General features: G+C 72.6%; 14 protein-coding genes and 1 tRNA gene. 8 read left to right on the top strand and 7 right to left on the bottom strand.

Annotated features, from left to right (window positions below; translation table 11 throughout):
- Positions 1–242 precede the first annotated feature (242 nt).
- The 6 genes from AB0K80_RS13585 to AB0K80_RS13560 all read left to right on the top strand — a co-directional run bounded on the left by AB0K80_RS13585 (position 243) and on the right by AB0K80_RS13560 (position 8,993).
- The gene (locus AB0K80_RS13585; protein WP_365669001.1) at positions 243–2,663 is read left to right on the top strand and encodes a SpoIIE family protein phosphatase; all 2,421 of its coding nucleotides are present in this window, start codon (positions 243–245) and stop codon (positions 2,661–2,663) included.
- A gap of 2 nt (positions 2,664–2,665) precedes the next feature.
- Positions 2,666–3,610: a substrate-binding domain-containing protein gene (locus AB0K80_RS13580; protein WP_365669000.1), complete on the top strand. Its 945-nt coding sequence runs from the start codon at positions 2,666–2,668 to the stop codon at positions 3,608–3,610.
- A gap of 76 nt (positions 3,611–3,686) precedes the next feature.
- Complete coding sequence (locus AB0K80_RS13575) at positions 3,687–4,943, top strand: sugar ABC transporter substrate-binding protein (RefSeq protein WP_365668999.1); 1,257 nt, start codon at positions 3,687–3,689, stop codon at positions 4,941–4,943.
- Positions 4,944–5,005: 62 nt separating this feature from the next.
- Positions 5,006–5,854, top strand: a complete 849-nt coding sequence (locus AB0K80_RS13570; RefSeq protein ID WP_365668997.1) for a sugar ABC transporter permease — start codon at positions 5,006–5,008, stop codon at positions 5,852–5,854.
- Positions 5,851–6,675: a carbohydrate ABC transporter permease gene (locus AB0K80_RS13565; RefSeq protein ID WP_365668996.1), complete on the top strand. Its 825-nt coding sequence runs from the start codon at positions 5,851–5,853 to the stop codon at positions 6,673–6,675. The genes AB0K80_RS13570 and AB0K80_RS13565 overlap by 4 nt, the downstream gene beginning before the upstream one ends.
- Before the next feature lie 5 nt (positions 6,676–6,680).
- A complete protein-coding gene (locus AB0K80_RS13560; RefSeq protein ID WP_365668994.1) occupies positions 6,681–8,993 on the top strand; it encodes a TIM-barrel domain-containing protein in 2,313 nt (770 codons plus the stop codon).
- 101 nt (positions 8,994–9,094) lie between these two features.
- Here the strand turns inward: AB0K80_RS13560 and AB0K80_RS13555 are convergent.
- Positions 9,095–9,168 (bottom strand) — tRNA-Pro (locus tag AB0K80_RS13555).
- A 133-nt stretch (positions 9,169–9,301) separates the two neighbouring features.
- On the opposite strand from AB0K80_RS13555, the gene AB0K80_RS13550 reads away from it, so the two are divergent.
- Positions 9,302–10,009 (top strand): transketolase, encoded by a 708-nt coding sequence (locus AB0K80_RS13550; protein WP_365668992.1) that lies wholly within the window; start codon positions 9,302–9,304, stop codon positions 10,007–10,009.
- A 41-nt stretch (positions 10,010–10,050) separates the two neighbouring features.
- Entirely contained in the window at positions 10,051–10,953 is a 903-nt protein-coding gene (locus AB0K80_RS13545) for a transketolase (RefSeq protein ID WP_365668990.1), read from the top strand.
- Positions 10,954–11,036: 83 nt separating this feature from the next.
- Here the strand turns inward: AB0K80_RS13545 and AB0K80_RS13540 are convergent, their stop codons facing one another.
- The 6 genes from AB0K80_RS13540 to tdh form a co-directional block, all read right to left on the bottom strand.
- Positions 11,037–11,396: an MmcQ/YjbR family DNA-binding protein gene (locus tag AB0K80_RS13540; RefSeq protein ID WP_365668988.1), complete on the bottom strand. Its 360-nt coding sequence runs from the start codon at positions 11,394–11,396 to the stop codon at positions 11,037–11,039.
- Between the two features lie 30 nt (positions 11,397–11,426).
- A complete protein-coding gene (locus tag AB0K80_RS13535) occupies positions 11,427–11,960 on the bottom strand; it encodes a GNAT family N-acetyltransferase (protein ID WP_365668986.1) in 534 nt (177 codons plus the stop codon).
- The gene (locus AB0K80_RS13530) at positions 11,957–12,535 is read right to left on the bottom strand and encodes an XRE family transcriptional regulator (protein WP_365668984.1); all 579 of its coding nucleotides are present in this window, start codon (positions 12,533–12,535) and stop codon (positions 11,957–11,959) included. Before AB0K80_RS13530 ends, AB0K80_RS13535 begins: the two co-directional genes overlap by 4 nt.
- 10 nt (positions 12,536–12,545) lie before the next feature.
- Positions 12,546–13,478 carry a LysR substrate-binding domain-containing protein gene (locus AB0K80_RS13525; RefSeq protein WP_365668982.1) on the bottom strand — a complete coding sequence of 311 codons (933 nt, stop codon included), beginning with the start codon at positions 13,476–13,478 and terminating at the stop codon, positions 12,546–12,548.
- Between the two features lie 13 nt (positions 13,479–13,491).
- The gene (locus AB0K80_RS13520; RefSeq protein WP_365668980.1) at positions 13,492–14,703 is read right to left on the bottom strand and encodes a glycine C-acetyltransferase; all 1,212 of its coding nucleotides are present in this window, start codon (positions 14,701–14,703) and stop codon (positions 13,492–13,494) included.
- Between the two features lie 65 nt (positions 14,704–14,768).
- Positions 14,769–15,797 carry an L-threonine 3-dehydrogenase gene (gene tdh / locus AB0K80_RS13515; protein ID WP_365668979.1) on the bottom strand — a complete coding sequence of 343 codons (1,029 nt, stop codon included), beginning with the start codon at positions 15,795–15,797 and terminating at the stop codon, positions 14,769–14,771.
- Positions 15,798–15,861: the final 64 nt, after the last annotated feature.

The raw sequence follows: 15,861 nt of genomic DNA, 5'->3' as shown, positions 1-15,861 counted from the left end.
AGGCATGCCTTACCTGCCGCGACCATGATGACCACCGGTGCGTCGGCAACCGGTCATGGCGAGGCAGACATCCGGTCATCCCCGGGCAAGGGCACCGCAAAGCCCGTCGGCGGGGACACCGGGAGGACCGCTCTCCCCCGCGCGTGCGGAACCCCGGCCGGCCCGGCACACGACTTGTCCGATACCTGCCCGGCGCGCACGCTGGGACTGTCAGTCACCTCATCCGTGCGAATTGAGCGAGAATGGCCAGTCTTGCCCAGGAACATGGTCACACCTTGCGGTCAACGGATGCCGCGACAGCCACGGTCACCCCGCAGGGCATCGTCACGGGGTGGAGCGAGGGCGCGCGGCGGCTGCTGGGCCACGACGCCGCCGAGGTGGTGGGACGCGCGGCGGCCGACCTCCTCTTCGGTCCCCGGGCTCCCCGAGCCGCCGGGCTCTCGCTGATCACCTCCCAGGAGTGGAGCGGTACGGTGGCGCTCCGGCACCGGGACGGTCACCGGGTCGAGCTGACCCTGCACGCCCATCCCTCGCTGGGCGGGGACGGCACGCCCCGGGAGTTCCTCGTCGTCGCCACCACGGACCGGTCCGCAGCGGAGCACGACCGGAGGATGGTGGAGTGGGCGTTCGACCAGTCCTCGATCGCCCTGTCCGCCTACAGCACCTCGTCACGCTCATGGCGGCTGAACGCGGTCGCGGAGGGCGGGAGGGAGCCGGCGTCCGCGAAGCGCCCGTCGCCGTATCCGGATCTCCTGGCCGAGGCGCGGGCCGACGAAGGGTTCCTGCGCTGCGTCCGCCGGGTCGCCGAAGAGGGCCGGCCGATGCGCTACGAGCGCTTCGCCCCGGCGCCGGTCCCCGCCCGTCAGCATGCCTGGATCATCGAGCTGTGGCCGGTGCGCGATCCCGCCACCGGCGAGGTGGCCGGTGTCGGCACCGCGACGTTCGACAGCAGCGAGCAGCACTCGGCCCGTCAGCGGCTCGCCCTGCTGAACGAGGCGGGCACGCGGATCGGCGCCACCCTGAACGTGGCGCGCACCGCACAGGAACTCGCCGACCTGGCCGTCCCTCGGCTGGCCGACTTCGTCAGCGTGGATCTGCTCGACTGTGTGGTGCACGGCGAGGAGCCGGGCCCCGGACCGGTCGACGCCGCCGTGGCGCTGCGCCGGGTCGCGCACCAGTCCTCGGCGCCCGAGGGCGTGCCCGAGGCAGCCGTCGACCTCGGCGCCCTCGACACCTACCCCGCCTTCGCGCCTCCGGCGCGTGCCCTGACCAGCGGGCGACCGGTACTCAGCGGGGCGGGCGACCCCGACTTCTCGCGCTGGGTCGCCGGGCACGCCACTCGCAGTGCGCGCGTGCGGGAGTACGGGTTCCACTCCGTCATGGCCACTCCCCTGCGGGCCCGCGGCACCACCCTCGGTGTGGCGGTCTTCGCCCGCGGGGCGGGTTCGACGCCCTTCCAGCAGGACGACCTGGTCCTGGCCGAGGAGCTCGCGGGCCGGGCGGCCGTCGGGGTGGACAACGCGCGCCGCTACACCCGGGAGCGCACCCACGCGCTCACCCTCCAGCGCAGCCTGCTCCCCCGCGATCTGCCCAGACAGGCGGCCGTCGATGTGGCGTACCGCTATCTGCCGGCCGGTACGGGCGCCGGGGTGGGCGGCGACTGGTTCGACGTCATTCCGCTGTCCGGCACCCGGGTGGCGCTCGTCGTCGGCGACGTGGTCGGCCACGGCATTCACGCCTCCGCCACCATGGGGCGGCTGCGCACCGCCGTACGCACCCTCGCCGATGTGGACCTGCCCCCGGACGAACTCCTCACCCACCTCGACGACCTGGTCATCCACCTCACCTCGGACGACCCGGGCTCCTTCCAGGACGAGCCGTACACCGGCGGGATCGGTGCCACCTGCCTGTACGCCGTCTACGACCCGGTCTCCCGGGTCTGCACCCTCGCCAGCGCCGGTCACGTGCCGCCCGCCGTGCTGCTTCCCGACGGCTCGGTCAGCGTGGCCCGCCTGACCCCCGGGCCGCTGCTGGGCATCGGCGGCCTGCCCTTCGAGTCCACCGAGCTGGAACTGCCCGAAGGGAGCCTGCTGGCCTTCTACACCGACGGCCTGATCGAGGCGCGCGATCACGACCTGAACCTCGGCCTGGAACGCCTCTGCGAAGCCCTTGCCTCCTCTTTCCCCTCGCTGGACGTCACCTGCGACGCGATCCTCAAGGCGCTGCTGCCGCACCGTCCCGCCGACGACGTGGCCCTGCTGCTGGCACGCACCCGGGCCCTGCACGCCGACCAGGTGGCCGCCTGGGCCCTGCCGTCCGACCCCGCGGTCGTGGCCGACGCCCGGGGCCAGGCGGCCCGTCAGCTCGCGCTGTGGGGGCTGGAGGAGGTGTCGTTCGTCACCGAGCTGGTGGTGAGCGAGCTCGTCACCAACGCCATCCGCTACGGAGCCGTACCGATCGGCCTGCGGCTGATCAGGGACCGCACGCTGATCTGCGAGGTGTCCGACGCCAGCAGTACCGCCCCCCACCTGCGCCGGGCCCGCGTCTACGACGAGGGCGGGCGGGGTCTGCACATGGTGGCCCAGCTCACCCAGGGCTGGGGCACCCGGCAGACCCCGACCGGCAAGACCATCTGGGCGGAACAAGCCCTCCCGGTCGGCTGACCATGACAGGGCGCACGGGTGGGACGACGGGAGAACCTGCCGGGGCAGGCACGTACACGCTCGGGCTGCTCTACCCTCCGGCGGGCCGCAACCGGACGTACACCTCGATGCAGCTCGCCTTCATCGGCGGGGTGGCCGAGGCCGCCGCCGCGTTCGGCTACGACGTGCTGCTCTCCCCCGCCGCCACCGCGGAGGACCCCTCGCTGCGGCGGATGGTCGCGCAGCAGCGGGTGGACGGCGTGATCGTCATGGAGATCCGCCGGGAGGACGACCGCGTCGAGTACCTGACGAAGGCTGCCTTTCCCTTCGTCGCCATCGGCCGCAACGACGGCACGGAGGGGACCGGCTGGGTGGATCTGGACTTCGCCGGTCTCGCCGCCGGCTGCGTCCATCACCTCGCCGACCTGGGTCACCGCCGGATCGCCTTCGTGAACAGATCGGAACACCTGTTCAACAGCGGGTACGGGTTCGCGCGGCTCGGCCACGAGGGCTACACCCGGGCGATGACGCAGCTGGGCCTGACGCCCCACGCCTACCTGTGCGGCGACGACCTGGCCTCGGGCGAGAAGGTCGTGGAGCGCATCCTGCACGACGATCCGGCGACGACCTCCCTGGTCACCATGAACGAGGCGGCTCTGGAGGGCATCTACCGCGGCCTGACCCGGCAGGGCCGCAGCGTGCCACGCGACTTCTCGGTCGTGGGCGTCGCGGCCAGCCCCTGGGCCGAACAGGTCACCCCGCAGCTCACCGCTGCCGAGATTCCCGCCAAGGAGATGAGCCGGGCAGGCGTCGAGCTGATGATGGAGCGCCTGCGGTCACTCGACGCGCCTCCCCGGCACGTCCTGCTCAAGCCCCTGATCACGCTGCGCGCCAGCACCGGCCCCTGCCGAGCGGCACCCGGTATGGAACAGGGGGTGGAATTCCCGGATTTCGAGATCGATTTCTGATAAGTCCAGTAATGACGTTTTGATCCGTATCCTTTCTTTCGACTCCTTATCGACGCCGACCTCCTGGGAGGGCAGCATGGCGTACCCGGTCGACCGTCGTGGCTTCCTGCGGGCCGCGGGCGCCGGAGCGGCCGCCCTCGGCCTCGGCGGTGCCCTGGCCGCCTGCTCCGACGCGGCGGGCGAGCCGGGCCGGCGGGCGAGTCCCGTGACGCTGACCTGGTGGGACTACTTCACCCTGGACAACTTCCGGCCCGGCATGAACCGCCTCATCAGGCAGATCGAGTCCGGTGTCCGGAACGTACGGATCGAGCGGCGGACCTTCCCGTTCGCGGACCTCGAACGGCAGATCACCCTGGGCGCGATCTCCGGCGACCTGCCGGACATCGCCATCGTCGACAACGTCTCGATGAACTCCCTCGGCGGCAGCGGTCTGCTGGCCGACCTGACCGACAGGGTCGAGGAGTGGGGCCAGGCCGACCAGTACTACCGGGGCCCGTGGAACGGTTGCCAGGTCGGCGGGAAGACCCTGGGCATCCCGAACAACAGCAACTGCCTCGCCCTCTACTGCAACACCCGGATGCTTCAGTCCGCCGGCGTGGCGCCTCCCACCACCTGGGACGAGCTGGCCTCCGCGGCCGAGCGGCTGACCCGCGGTGACCGGTTCGGACTGGCCCTGAGCGCGATCAGGACCGAGGAGGGCGTCTTCCAGTTCCTGCCGTTCCTGTGGCAGGCCGGCGGCGACCTGGACACCTTCGCCACCCACGGCGCGACAGCGCTGTCCTTCCTCGACGACCTGGTCGCCAAGGGCTCACTGTCCGAGCAGTGTGTGGGCTGGACCCAGCAGGACGCCAACACGCGGTTCGTGAACCAGCGCGCCGCCCTGCAGATCAACGGCCCGTGGCAGATCCCCACGCTGCGGAAGGCGCGCTTCGACTGGAACGTCGTCGCCCTGCCCCGGGACAAGGAGGCCGCCACCTGTCTGGGCGGGGAGAACTGGGTCGTGATGGCCGGCAGCGAGCACGTGGACAAGGCGTGGGAGGTGCTGCGGTTCACCCAGCGCCCCTCGGTCCTGGTGCCCTACCTGGAGTCGTTCGGCAACCTCCCCGCGCGCAGGGACCTCGCGGACCGCGGCCCCTGGGCGTCCGATCCGGCCCTGCGGCTCTTCCTCAGCCAGCTGCCCCTCGCCCGTCCGCGTCAGTACGGGCCGCACTACGCCGACGCCTCGCAGGCCGTCGCGGAGGCGGAGCAGGCCGTGCTCACGGGTTCGGCGTCCCCGTCCGCCGCGGCGCGGACGGCGGCCACGAAGATCGACAAGGCGCTGGGCGGGAGATGAGCGGTCCGCGCTCGCCCTCTGTCCGCCGTCGTCGCGCGGGCTGCCTGTTCTGCCTGCCGGGCATGGTCTTTCTCGCCCTCTTCCTGGCCTACCCCCTGCTGTACAACGCGTGGACGTCCGTCCATGACGTGGAACTGGGCGTCCTGCTCGGCGGACCGGGGCCGTTCAACGGCCTCGACAACTACCGGGCCGTGACCGAGGATCCCGCCTTCTGGCACTCCGTACGCCTCTCGGTGCTCTTCACCCTGGCATCGCTGGTGTTCCAGTTCACCCTCGGCTTCGCCCTGGCCCTGCTCTTCGCCCGCCCCTTTCCGCTCAACGGTCTGCTGCGCTCCCTGCTGCTGGTGGCCTGGCTGCTGCCCCAGGTGGTCAGCGGCACCCTCTTCCGCTGGCTGCTGGACGCGGAGTCCGGGGCCTACAACGCCCTGCTGGAGGCGGTGGGCCTGGGCACCTGGTCCCACAACTGGCTCACCGATCCCGCCACCTCGCTGGCGGGGGTGGTCCTCGCCAACATCTGGATCGGCGTGCCCTTCCACATGCTGCTGCTCCTGGTGGGGCTGTACACCATCGACCCCGAGCTGCACGAGGCGGCGGCCATCGACGGCGCGGGGGCCTGGCAGCGCTTCTGGCGGATCACCCTCCCGCTGATGCGGCCGGTGTCGGTGACGGTGCTGCTGCTCGGCCTCGTGTACACCTTCAAGGTCTTCGACGTCGTCTTCGTGATGACGGGCGGCGGCCCCGTCGACGCCACTCGCGTGCTCTCGCTCTACGTCTACGAGGTCTTCTTCACGTCCTTCCGGTTCGGCCAGGGGGCCGCGGCGGGCCTGCTGCTGCTCGTCGTACCCCTGCTGGCGGGCGTGTTCTACGTACGACGTCTGCGCCACGAGGAACGGGCGGGGGGCGCCGTATGAAACCACCGCGCCGCCCCTGGCTGCTCACCACGACCGCCGTGGTGGTCACCGCCGTCTTCCTCCTGCCGGTCTACTGGATGGTCAAGACCGGTCTCACCGAGCCGGACCGGATCCAGGCGCCGTCCCCGCAGTGGGTGCCCGCACCGCTCACCACCGAGAACTACCGCGCGGCGCTGGGTTACGAAGAGCTGCCCCGGGCTCTGGTCAACAGTGTGGTGATCTCCTGCGGAGTGGTGGCGCTCACCCTGCTCCTCGGCGTCCCGCTCGCCTACGCGCTCGCCCGGGTCCGGATGCGGGGCTCGGGCACCATGGTGCTCGCGCTGCTCGTCGCCCAGCTGCCGCCCGCCATCGTGCTGGCGGCGCCGCTGTTCATCCTGGAACGCCGGGCCGGTCTCGACGACACCTACCTCGGACTGATCGCGGCCGACACGACGCTCACCCTGCCGTTCACGGTGATCGTGCTGCGCCCCGTGCTGCGCGGCGTCCCGCCCGAGCTGGAGGAGGCCGCCCTCGTCGACGGCTGCGGACTGCCCGGCGTGCTGCTGCGTGTCGTCCTGCCGCTCATGGTCCCCGGCCTGGTCGCCGCGGCCGGGCTGTCCTTCCTGCTCGGCTGGGGCGAGTTCCTCTTCGGCCTCACGCTCGCCCAAGGGCCCGACGTCCAGCCCGTCACCGTCCTGCTCAACGCCTTCATCGGGCAGCACGGCGCGGCGTGGGGGACGCTGATGGCCACGGCCACCCTCGTCACCCTCCCGGTGGTGTGTGTCTTCGCGCTCTTCCAGCGCTTCATCGTCGGCGGGCTGACCGCCGGCAGCGGAAGGTGATGACCATGTCCTCGCCGCACCCCCGTGACCAGGCGGCCTACGTGGCACCGCCCCCGCCCCTGACGGCGGCCCGTCCCGCCGATCCGGTCGTGGCCGCCTCCGTCGCGCGGGCCGCGGCCGAGGGCGTGGTTCTCGACGTGCGCACCGCGTCCGGACGCGCGGGCACGCTCCGGCTGCGCCCCGCGAGGGGCGGTTGCGTACGAATCACCCTGCGTATGACGGACGCGCCGGCAGCACCGCGCGTGCGCGTCGTGCCCGGGTCGCAGGAGCGCTGTGCCGTGGAGCAGTCGTCCGGCACGGTCACCCTGCGTCTGGCCACCCTGCGCGTCGAGGTCCGTCTGTCGCCCCTCACGCTGGCGCTGACCGACCGCCACTGCCGGACCCTGCACCAGGCCACCGACGTGAGCGACCCGGCCGACCGCCCCACCGTGCTGCCGCTCGGCGTCACGGACCTCACCGACGGCCGCCTCGCCCACCACGACAGCTGGGTCACCGAACCCGACGAGCACTTCTACGGCCTCGGCGAACGCTTCACCGGCCTGGACCTGCGAGGACAGCAGGTCGAGTGCTGGGTCCAGGATGCCCTCGGCTCCACCGGCACCCGCTCCTACAAGGCGGTGCCCTTCCTGCTCTCCAGCCGCGGGTACGCCGTCCTGGTGGACACCACCACGCCCGCGGTCTTCGACCTCGCGCACCGCAACACCGGTGCCTGGACGATGACCGTCCCCGACGAGGTGCTCGACTACTACCTGATCACCGGCTCCCCCGCCGAGTGCCTGGCCGCCTACCGCGCCCTCACCGGACCCGCGCTGCTGCCCCCGAAGTGGGCCTTCGGCCCCTGGATCTCCGGGGGCTTCCGCCGGGAGGACGCCGAGGAGGTGCGCGAGCGCGCCCGCCGGATCCGCGCACGCGGGTTTCCCTGCGACGTGCTGCACCTCGACACCTACTGGCAGCCGCACGGCTCCTGGTCCGACATGCGCTGGGACACCGAGGCGTTCCCGGACCCGCCCGGGCTGATGGCGGAACTGGCCGCACAGCGCTTCCACGTCTCGCTCTGGATGAACCCGTACATCGGAGTCGGCAGCCCGTACTTCGAGGAGGTGGAGCGGAACGGATGGTTTCTGCGCACCGGGTCGGGCCCGGGCGCGACCTGGGTCGGCCGGCCCTGGGGTGAGGCCCATCCGGCCACGGCCCTGCTGGATCTCACCCACCCGGGGGCCCTCGACTGGTTCCGGAGCCGCATGCGGGAGGCGCTCGCCGGCGGCGCGTCCGTGCTGAAGACCGACTTCGGCGAGGCGGTGCCCGCCGACGCCGTCGCCCACAACGGCCTGACCGGCGACCGCCTGCACAACCTCTACCCCCTGCTGTACAACGACCTGGCCGCCGAGGTCACCCGCGAGATCGCGGGTCACGGTCTGACCTGGGGCCGCTCGTCCTGGACCGGCGGCCAGCGCCACGGCGCCAAGTGGACGGGAGACCCCAACGCGAGCTGGCAGGACCTGGCCTCCACGCTCCGCGCCGGCCTGTCTCTGTCCTTGTCCGGCCACCCTTTCTGGAGCCACGACATCGGCGGCTTCCACGGCACCCCGGACAGCGAACTGTTCGTCCGCTGGGCCCAGTACGGCCTGCTGTCGCCGCTGAGCCGCTTCCACGGGATGACCTCCCGCCTGCCCTGGGACTTCGGCGAGGAAGCGTACGCGGCGGTCCTGCACGCCGCGCGCCTGCGGATGCGTCTGCTGCCGTATCTCTACGGGGCCGCGGTGGAGGCGGTCCGCACGGGAGAGCCACTGGCCCGCCCCATGCCGTTGGATCATCCCGCCCGCCCCGACGCCCACGCCGCCGACCTCCAGTACCTGCTGGGCCGCGACCTCCTGGTCGCCCCGCTGTACACGCCCGGGGGACGGCGGCAGGTCTGGTTCCCGCCCGGGGAGTGGGTGCCGTACCGGGGCGGCGCACCCGTCGGCGGCCCCGCCTGGCACGCCGTCGAACTACCGCTCGAGGCGGTGCCGCTGTGGCTGCGCGCCGGAAGCCTGCTGCTCACCAGCGCCCCCGCCGATCACGCGGGCGGCGCTCCCTTCCGGGAGGTGACCGCCGTCTGGGTGCGCCCGGCCGTCTCTCGTCCGAGCCGGAGCGTGCTGCACGAGCCGGACGGCACGCGGACGACCGTCTCCGCACGCCTCTCCGACGCCGGCGATCTGTCCGTCCGCACCGATGTGCCGGGGCTCCGGCTGCGCCTCGCCGTCGCCGACGCCCGGCGCACCTTCGCGACCGCCGAGGTGGACGGCGTGCCGACCACGGTGGAGACGTGGTCGGTCTGACCGTAGGACGAGGTGAGGGGCGCCCCAGGCTGAGAACGATCAAGGGCCTTGCCTCACCGAAGTGAGCCAAGGCCCTGTCCGGGCGCCAGCCCGTGTGTACGTCGGGACGACAGGATTTGAACCTGCGACCCCTTGACCCCCAGTCAAGTGCGCTACCAAGCTGCGCCACGTCCCGTTACCCGTCTGACCTGGGGTTTCCCCTGGCCGAACGCGCAGGGAAACAATACCGCACTCGGGCCGGTGATCGCGCACCGGTTTTATCCGGCCGGGCTTGACCTCAAGTTCGCTTGAGGTCGCACGATCACCGCATGACGACCATCGACGCACGCGGACGCACGTACGACTACACCGATCTGCCGGGCCTGATGGGCCTGATGACCGGGGACGAGAAGCACGGTCCGGCGGCCACGTCCACGCTGGACGTGCTGTGGGTGCTCTACGACCGGGTGCTGCGGGTGGGGCCGGAGCGGATGGACGACCCCGCGCGGGACCGGTTCCTGCTGTCGAAGGGGCACGGGCCGATGGCGTACTACGCGGTGCTGGCCGCCAAGGGGTTCGTGCCGGTGGAGTGGCTGCCGGGCTTCGGTTCGTACGACTCCCCGCTCGGGCACCACCCCGACCGCACGCTCGTGCCGGGCGCCGAGATCGGCAGTGGCTCGCTCGGGCACGGCCTGCCGATCGCCGTCGGTACGGCGCTGGGGCTGCGCGCCCAGGGGCTCGACGAGCCGCGGGTGTGGGTGCTGATCGGGGACGCCGAACTGGACGAGGGCAGCAACCACGAGGCCATCGCCTTCGCGGGGCCCGCCGGGCTGGAGAACCTGCACACCGTCGTCGTCGACAACGCCTCCGCCAGCCATGCCCGCCCCGGCGGCATCGCCGCGCGGTTCGAGGCGGCGGGCTGGTCGGCGGTGACCGTGGACGGCCGTGACCACGAGGCCCTGTACGCCGCCTTCACCGCACCGCACCCGGGCCGCCCGCACCTGGTGGTGGCCAGGGTCGAGCCGAAGAACGCCTGAACGCCCCGCACATCGCCGACTTCTGGAGAGGACCGACTTCCGTGGACACCATGAGGGACCGTTTCGCCCCTGTCGTCTCCCGGCTGCTCGACGAGGATCCGCGGGTCGCCGTGGTGCTCGCCGAGATCGGCAACGACGGCTTCGCCGAGGCGCAGCGGCGCCACCCGGACCGGGTGATCAACGTCGGCATCCGCGAACAGCTGCTCGTGGGGGCGGCCGCGGGGCTCGCCCTGACCGGGCTGCGACCCGTCGTGCACACCTTCGCCAGCTTTCTCGTCGAGCGGCCCTTCGAGCAGGTCAAGCTGGACCTGGGGCATCAGGACGCGGGCGCGGTGCTGGTGAGCGCCGCCGCCTCCTTCGACTGGCCGGCCGGCGGGTACACGCACATGGCCCCGGGTGACGTGGCGCTGCTGGACACCCTGGACGGCTGGGCCGTGCATGTGCCGGGGCATCCGGACGAGGCGGAGACGCTGCTGCGGCACGCGGTCGCCGCCGGCGACGACAAGGTGTACGTGCGGCTGTCCGTGCAGGCGAACGCGGTGGCACGGCCGGTCGACGGGCAGGGGTTCCTGACCGTGCGCGAGGGACGGTCCGGTGTCGTGCTCGCCGTCGGGCCGATGCTGGACGCGGTGCTCGAGGCGACGGACGGCCTGGACGTCACCGTCCTGTACGGGACGACGGTCCGCCCCTTCGACGCGGCCGCCCTGCGGCGGGCCACGGAGCGGGCCGGCACCGACGTCGTGCTGGTCGAGCCGTACCTGGCGGGCACATCGACGGCGGCCGCGAACGACGCCCTGTCCGACGTGCCCCACCGGGTCCTGGGCCTGGGGGTGGGCCGCCGCGAGCTGCGCCGGTACGGGCGCGTCGAGGAGCACGCCACCGCGCACGGCCTCGACGCGCGATCCCTGCGGGCGTCGGTCACCCGGTTCCTGAGCGGCCGGTGAGGCGGCAGCCGGATCCCCTCCATCCCCGGCTGCCGCCCGGTCCTCCGGATCATGCCACGGGGCACTGACAACGCCCCGTGCCGTCAGTCCACGGCCGGCAGGCCCAGCGCCGGGTGGGCCTCCCGCAGCTGAGGCGGGGCCGCCTGTCTCCAGGAGTCGGCGAGGATGTCCCGCAGTTCCCCCTCGTCCTCCAGGGCGGCGAGCCGGACCCTCACCCAGGCGAACTGCGCCTCGTGGCCGGCGATCCAGAACTTCCCCGGCTCGGCGAGCACGAGTTCGTCACGCTCCTCCTTGGGGCAGCGCACGGCGAGGGACGTCTCGTCCTCGGGCAGCGTGGCGAACATCCTGCCCGCCACCCGGAAGGTGGGCATGCTCCAGGCGGTCTTCTCCGTCGTGTCCGGCAGGGACAGGGCGATCCGTCGTACGTCTTCGGCATCCGGCATGCCACGCACCGTAGCCCCCGCCACTGACAATCACCTGGCCGGTGCGGCTTCCCCCAGGCGCTTGTAGTAGATCGTCGTGGGCCGCAGGACGCCGCCCGGGTCGGCCGCGTAGTCGGGGATCGACCCGATCGGCATCCAGCCGGCGGAGCGGTACAGGTGTTCCGCGGGGCTGTCCGTCTCGGTGTCGAGGTGGAGCAGGGTGATGCCGGCCGCGGCGGCGGCCTGCTCCGCGGTGGCCAGGAGGGCTCGGCCGAGGCCCTGCCCGCGGGCGTCCCGGTGCACCATGAGCTTCACCAGCTCGGCGCGGTGGCGGCTGTTGGGCTTGTCGGGGAAGACGAGGCTCACCGTGCCCAGCACCCTGCCCTCCCCGTACGCCGCCCACACCGCGAGCTGTCCGGCGGCCACGGCCGCGGCCCTCCCCCGCCACCAGGCCACCGCCTGCGGCCGGCCGAGCGGTGCGAGGAAACCGACCGAGGCGCCGCCGTCCACCGTGTCGGCCAGCAGTGCGGCCAACTCCTCGGCGCGCTGCAGCACCTGGCTTTCGTCCAGCCGGCTGACGGTCATGGCCGTACCACCGCCAGCACGTACCGCACGTCGTCCGGCCCGGCGCAGCGGAACCGGGTCGGCCCCCACACCCTCACCCGCAGGCAGTCGCCGGCGCCGAGGGTGTGCGTGACGTCCTGGGCCGTCACCTCCAGCGCGCCCTGGAGCACCCAGATGTGCTGTTCGAGGCCGGGCACGGGCGGGCGGTCGTAGGCGATGTCGGCGCCCGCGGCGAGCCGGCCCTCGACGAGTTCGCCGCGCAGACCGGGGTGCGCCGGGGACACGGACCGGCGCACGAAGCCGGAGGCGCGGTCCTGCCACACCGGCTGGTCGGCGGCCCGGACCAGAGGGGCGGGCTCCGCCTCCACCTCGCTGAGCAGCTGGGACATGGTCCGCCCGTGGACGGCGCACAGGCGGTTCAGCAGGGCGGCCGTGGGACTGATCTCCGCCCGCTCGGCACGGGAGAGCGTGGAGCGGCTCACCCCGCTGCGCTCCGCCAGCTCCCCCAGCGACCAGCCGTGCGCCGCCCGCAACTCGGCCAGGCGCGCGGCCAGCCGGGCGTCGACGTCGTCCGTCACCTCAGCGGCTTGTCTCATATTCGAGATGTTATCCCGGATGCGAGACGACATAGGTGTCCTGCCGCCGGGCGGCCGCCGCGAGCGCGTCCAGTACCGGACGGATCAGGGGATGGCCCTCCGCGCCCCGCCGTACGGCCGCGAAGACCCGGCGGGTCGGGGCCACCCCGTCGACCGGGCGGACCACCACCCCCGCCAGGTCCATGCCGCGCAGCGCCGAGCGCGGCACGAGGGCCACACCCGCACCGGCCGAGGCGAGGGACACCACCGCACGGAAGTCGTCCGAGGAGTGCTCCAAGGACGGCTGGAATCCGGCGTTCTCGCAGGCCAGCACCACCACGTCATGGCAGGGGTTGCCGGGGTACGGACCGATCCACACGTCCTTGGCCAGCTCGGCGAGCGGCACCTGGGCGGCGTCGGCCAGGCGGTGGGTGACGGGGACGACCGCGTCGAACGGCTCGGCGTACAGCGGTACGTGGGTCAGCCGCGGGTCGTCGGCGGGCGGCGCCCCGCGGTACTCGACGGCGACGGCGACGTCCACCTGCCGGTCCAGCACCATCGGCAGACTGGCGTCACCCTCGGCGTCCTGGACGCGGATGCGGATGCCGGGCGCCGACTCGGCCAGCCGGGCCACCGCGGGGGCGACCACGAGGGCGATGCCGGTCGCGAAGGAGGCGACGGTGACGGTGCCGGCCTGCCCGGAGCGGTACGCGGCGAGCTCGGCCTCGGCCCGTTCGAGCTGGGCGAGGATGGCGTTGGTGTGACTGAGCAGGATCTCACCGGCGGGGGTCAGCCGTACGCCCTTGGCGCCCCGCTCGACCAGGCGGTGGCCGGTCTCCTGCTCCAGGGCGGTGAGCTGCTGGGAGACCGCGGACGGCGTGAGGTACAGCGCCGCGGCGGCCGCCGTCACCGTGCCGTGGTCGGCCACGGCACGGAGGATGTGGAGCCGCCGCGCTTCGATCATGTGAACGATTCTCTCAGGTCACCGGCGTGTTTGAGCCATCCAGCTCCGCCCGCGCCGCCACGAACGCGTCCACCGCGCGGTGCACGTCCTCGGTCGAGTGCGCGGCCGACAGCTGCACCCGGATCCGGGCCTGCCCCTGCGGCACGACCGGGTAGGAGAAGCCGATCACGTACACGCCGCGTTCCAGCAGCAGTTCCGCCATGCGTCCCGCGCGCGCCGCGTCGCCGATCATCACCGGCGCGATGGGGTGGTCGCCGGGCAGGATGTCGAAGCCCTCCTCGGTCATCCGGCGGCGGAACAGGGCGGTGTTCTCGGTCAGCCGGACGCGCAGGTCGTCGGCCGACTCCAGCAGGTCGAGCACCTTCAGCGAGGCCGCCGCGATCACCGGGGCGAGCGTGTTGGAGAAGAGGTACGGCCGGGAGCGCTGGCGCAGCAGGGCGACGATCTCGGCGCGGGCGGCGACGTAGCCGCCGGAGGCGCCGCCGAGCGCCTTGCCGAGGGTGCCGGTGACGATGTCGACGCGGTCCATGACGCCGTGCAGTTCGGGCGTGCCGCGACCGCCCGGGCCGACGAAGCCGACGGCGTGCGAGTCGTCGACCATGACCATCGCGTCGTAGCGGTCGGCCAGGTCGCAGATCTCGCGCAGCGGGGCCACGTAGCCGTCCATGGAGAAGACGCCGTCGGTGACGATCAGGCGGCGGCGGGCGTCCGACGCCTCCTTCAGCCGCGCCTCCAGCTCCGCCAGGTCGCGGTTGGCGTACCGGAAGCGGCGGGCCTTGCTCAGCCGGATGCCGTCGATGATCGAGGCGTGGTTGAGGGCGTCGGAGATGACCGCGTCCTCGGGGCCGAGCAGGGTTTCGAAGACACCGCCGTTGGCGTCGAAGCAGGAGGAGTACAGGATCGTGTCCTCCTGGCCGAGGAACGCGGACAGGCGTGCCTCGAGTTCCTTGTGCACCTCCTGCGTGCCGCAGATGAAGCGGACGGAGGCCATGCCGTAGCCCCAGCGGTCCAGGGCGGCGTGGGCGGCGGCGATGACCTCGGGGTGGTCGGCGAGGCCGAGGTAGTTGTTGGCGCAGAAGTTGAGCACCTCGCCGGGGCGGCCGCCCGCGGTGACGTGGACCGCGGCCGACTGCGGGGTGCCGATCACACGCTCGGGCTTGTGCAGTCCGGCGGCGCGGATCTCGTCGAGGGTGGCGCGCAGGTCGTCGCGCACGGAGTCGAACATCGGAGAGCTCCTAGGAAGGCGGGGCACGGAAGGGCCGGGAGGCCCGGGTACGAAAGGCGGCCGGCTCACGCGGTCCAGTCGAGGATGACCTTGCCGCCGCGGCCGCTCGCCGCGTCCTCGAACGCCGCCTCGAAGTCGCGGTAGCCGTACCGGCCGGTGATCACGGGGGCGAGGTCGAGGCCGCCCTCCAGCAGCACCGACATCGCGTACCAGGTCTCGAACATCTCCCGGCCGTAGATGCCCTTGATCGTGATCATCGAGGTGACGATCCGGGCCCAGTCGACCGGGAACTCCTCGGACGGCAGGCCGAGCATGGCGATCCGGCCGCCGTGCGTCATGTTGGCGATCATGTCGCGCAGCGCCTCGGGGCGGCCGGACATCTCCAGGCCGATGTCGAAGCCCTCGCGCAGACCGAGCGCGCGCTGCCCGTCGGCGATGCCGGTGCCGGAGACGTTCAGCGCGAGGCTGACGCCGATCTTGCGGGCCAGCTCCAGCCGTTCCTCGCTGACGTCGGTGATGACGACGTGGCGCGCCCCGGCGTGCCGGGCCACCGCCGCGGCCATCAGGCCGATGGGTCCGGCGCCGGTGATCAGCACGTCCTCGCCGACGAGCGGGAAGGACAGGGCGGTGTGCACGGCGTTGCCGAACGGGTCGAAGATCGCGGCGACGTCGAGGTCCACGGGCACGCGGTGCACCCAGACGTTGCCGGCGGGCAGGGCGACGTACTCGGCGAACGCCCCGTCCCGGCCCACGCCGAGTCCGACCGTGGCGCGGCACAGGTGCCGGCGCCCCGCCAGGCAGTTGCGGCACTTGCCGCACACCAGGTGGCCTTCGCCGCTCACCCGGTCGCCGGCCTTGATGTCGGTGACGTCGCGCCCGGTCTCGACGACCTCCCCGACGAACTCGTGGCCGAGGACGAGCGGCGTACGGACGGCCTGCCGCGCCCAGCCGTCCCAGGACCGGATGTGCAGGTCGGTGCCGCAGATACCGGTACGCAGCACCTTGATCAGTACGTCGCCGGGTCCGACGGCGGGCTCGGGGACGTCCGTGAGCCACAGCCCCGGCTCCGCCTTCTCCTTGACCAGCGCCTTCAACTACGGCTCCTGTGAGTGAGGTCCGGCCGCGGGCATGCCGAAGCAGCCCGGCGCCGGGGGAAGG

Source organism: Streptomyces sp. NPDC052682 (assembly GCF_040678435.1).
Lineage (GTDB): Bacteria > Actinomycetota > Actinomycetes > Streptomycetales > Streptomycetaceae > Streptomyces.
Note: the sequence above shows the minus strand (reverse complement) of the source record. Positions and strands in the feature narration are given on the sequence as shown.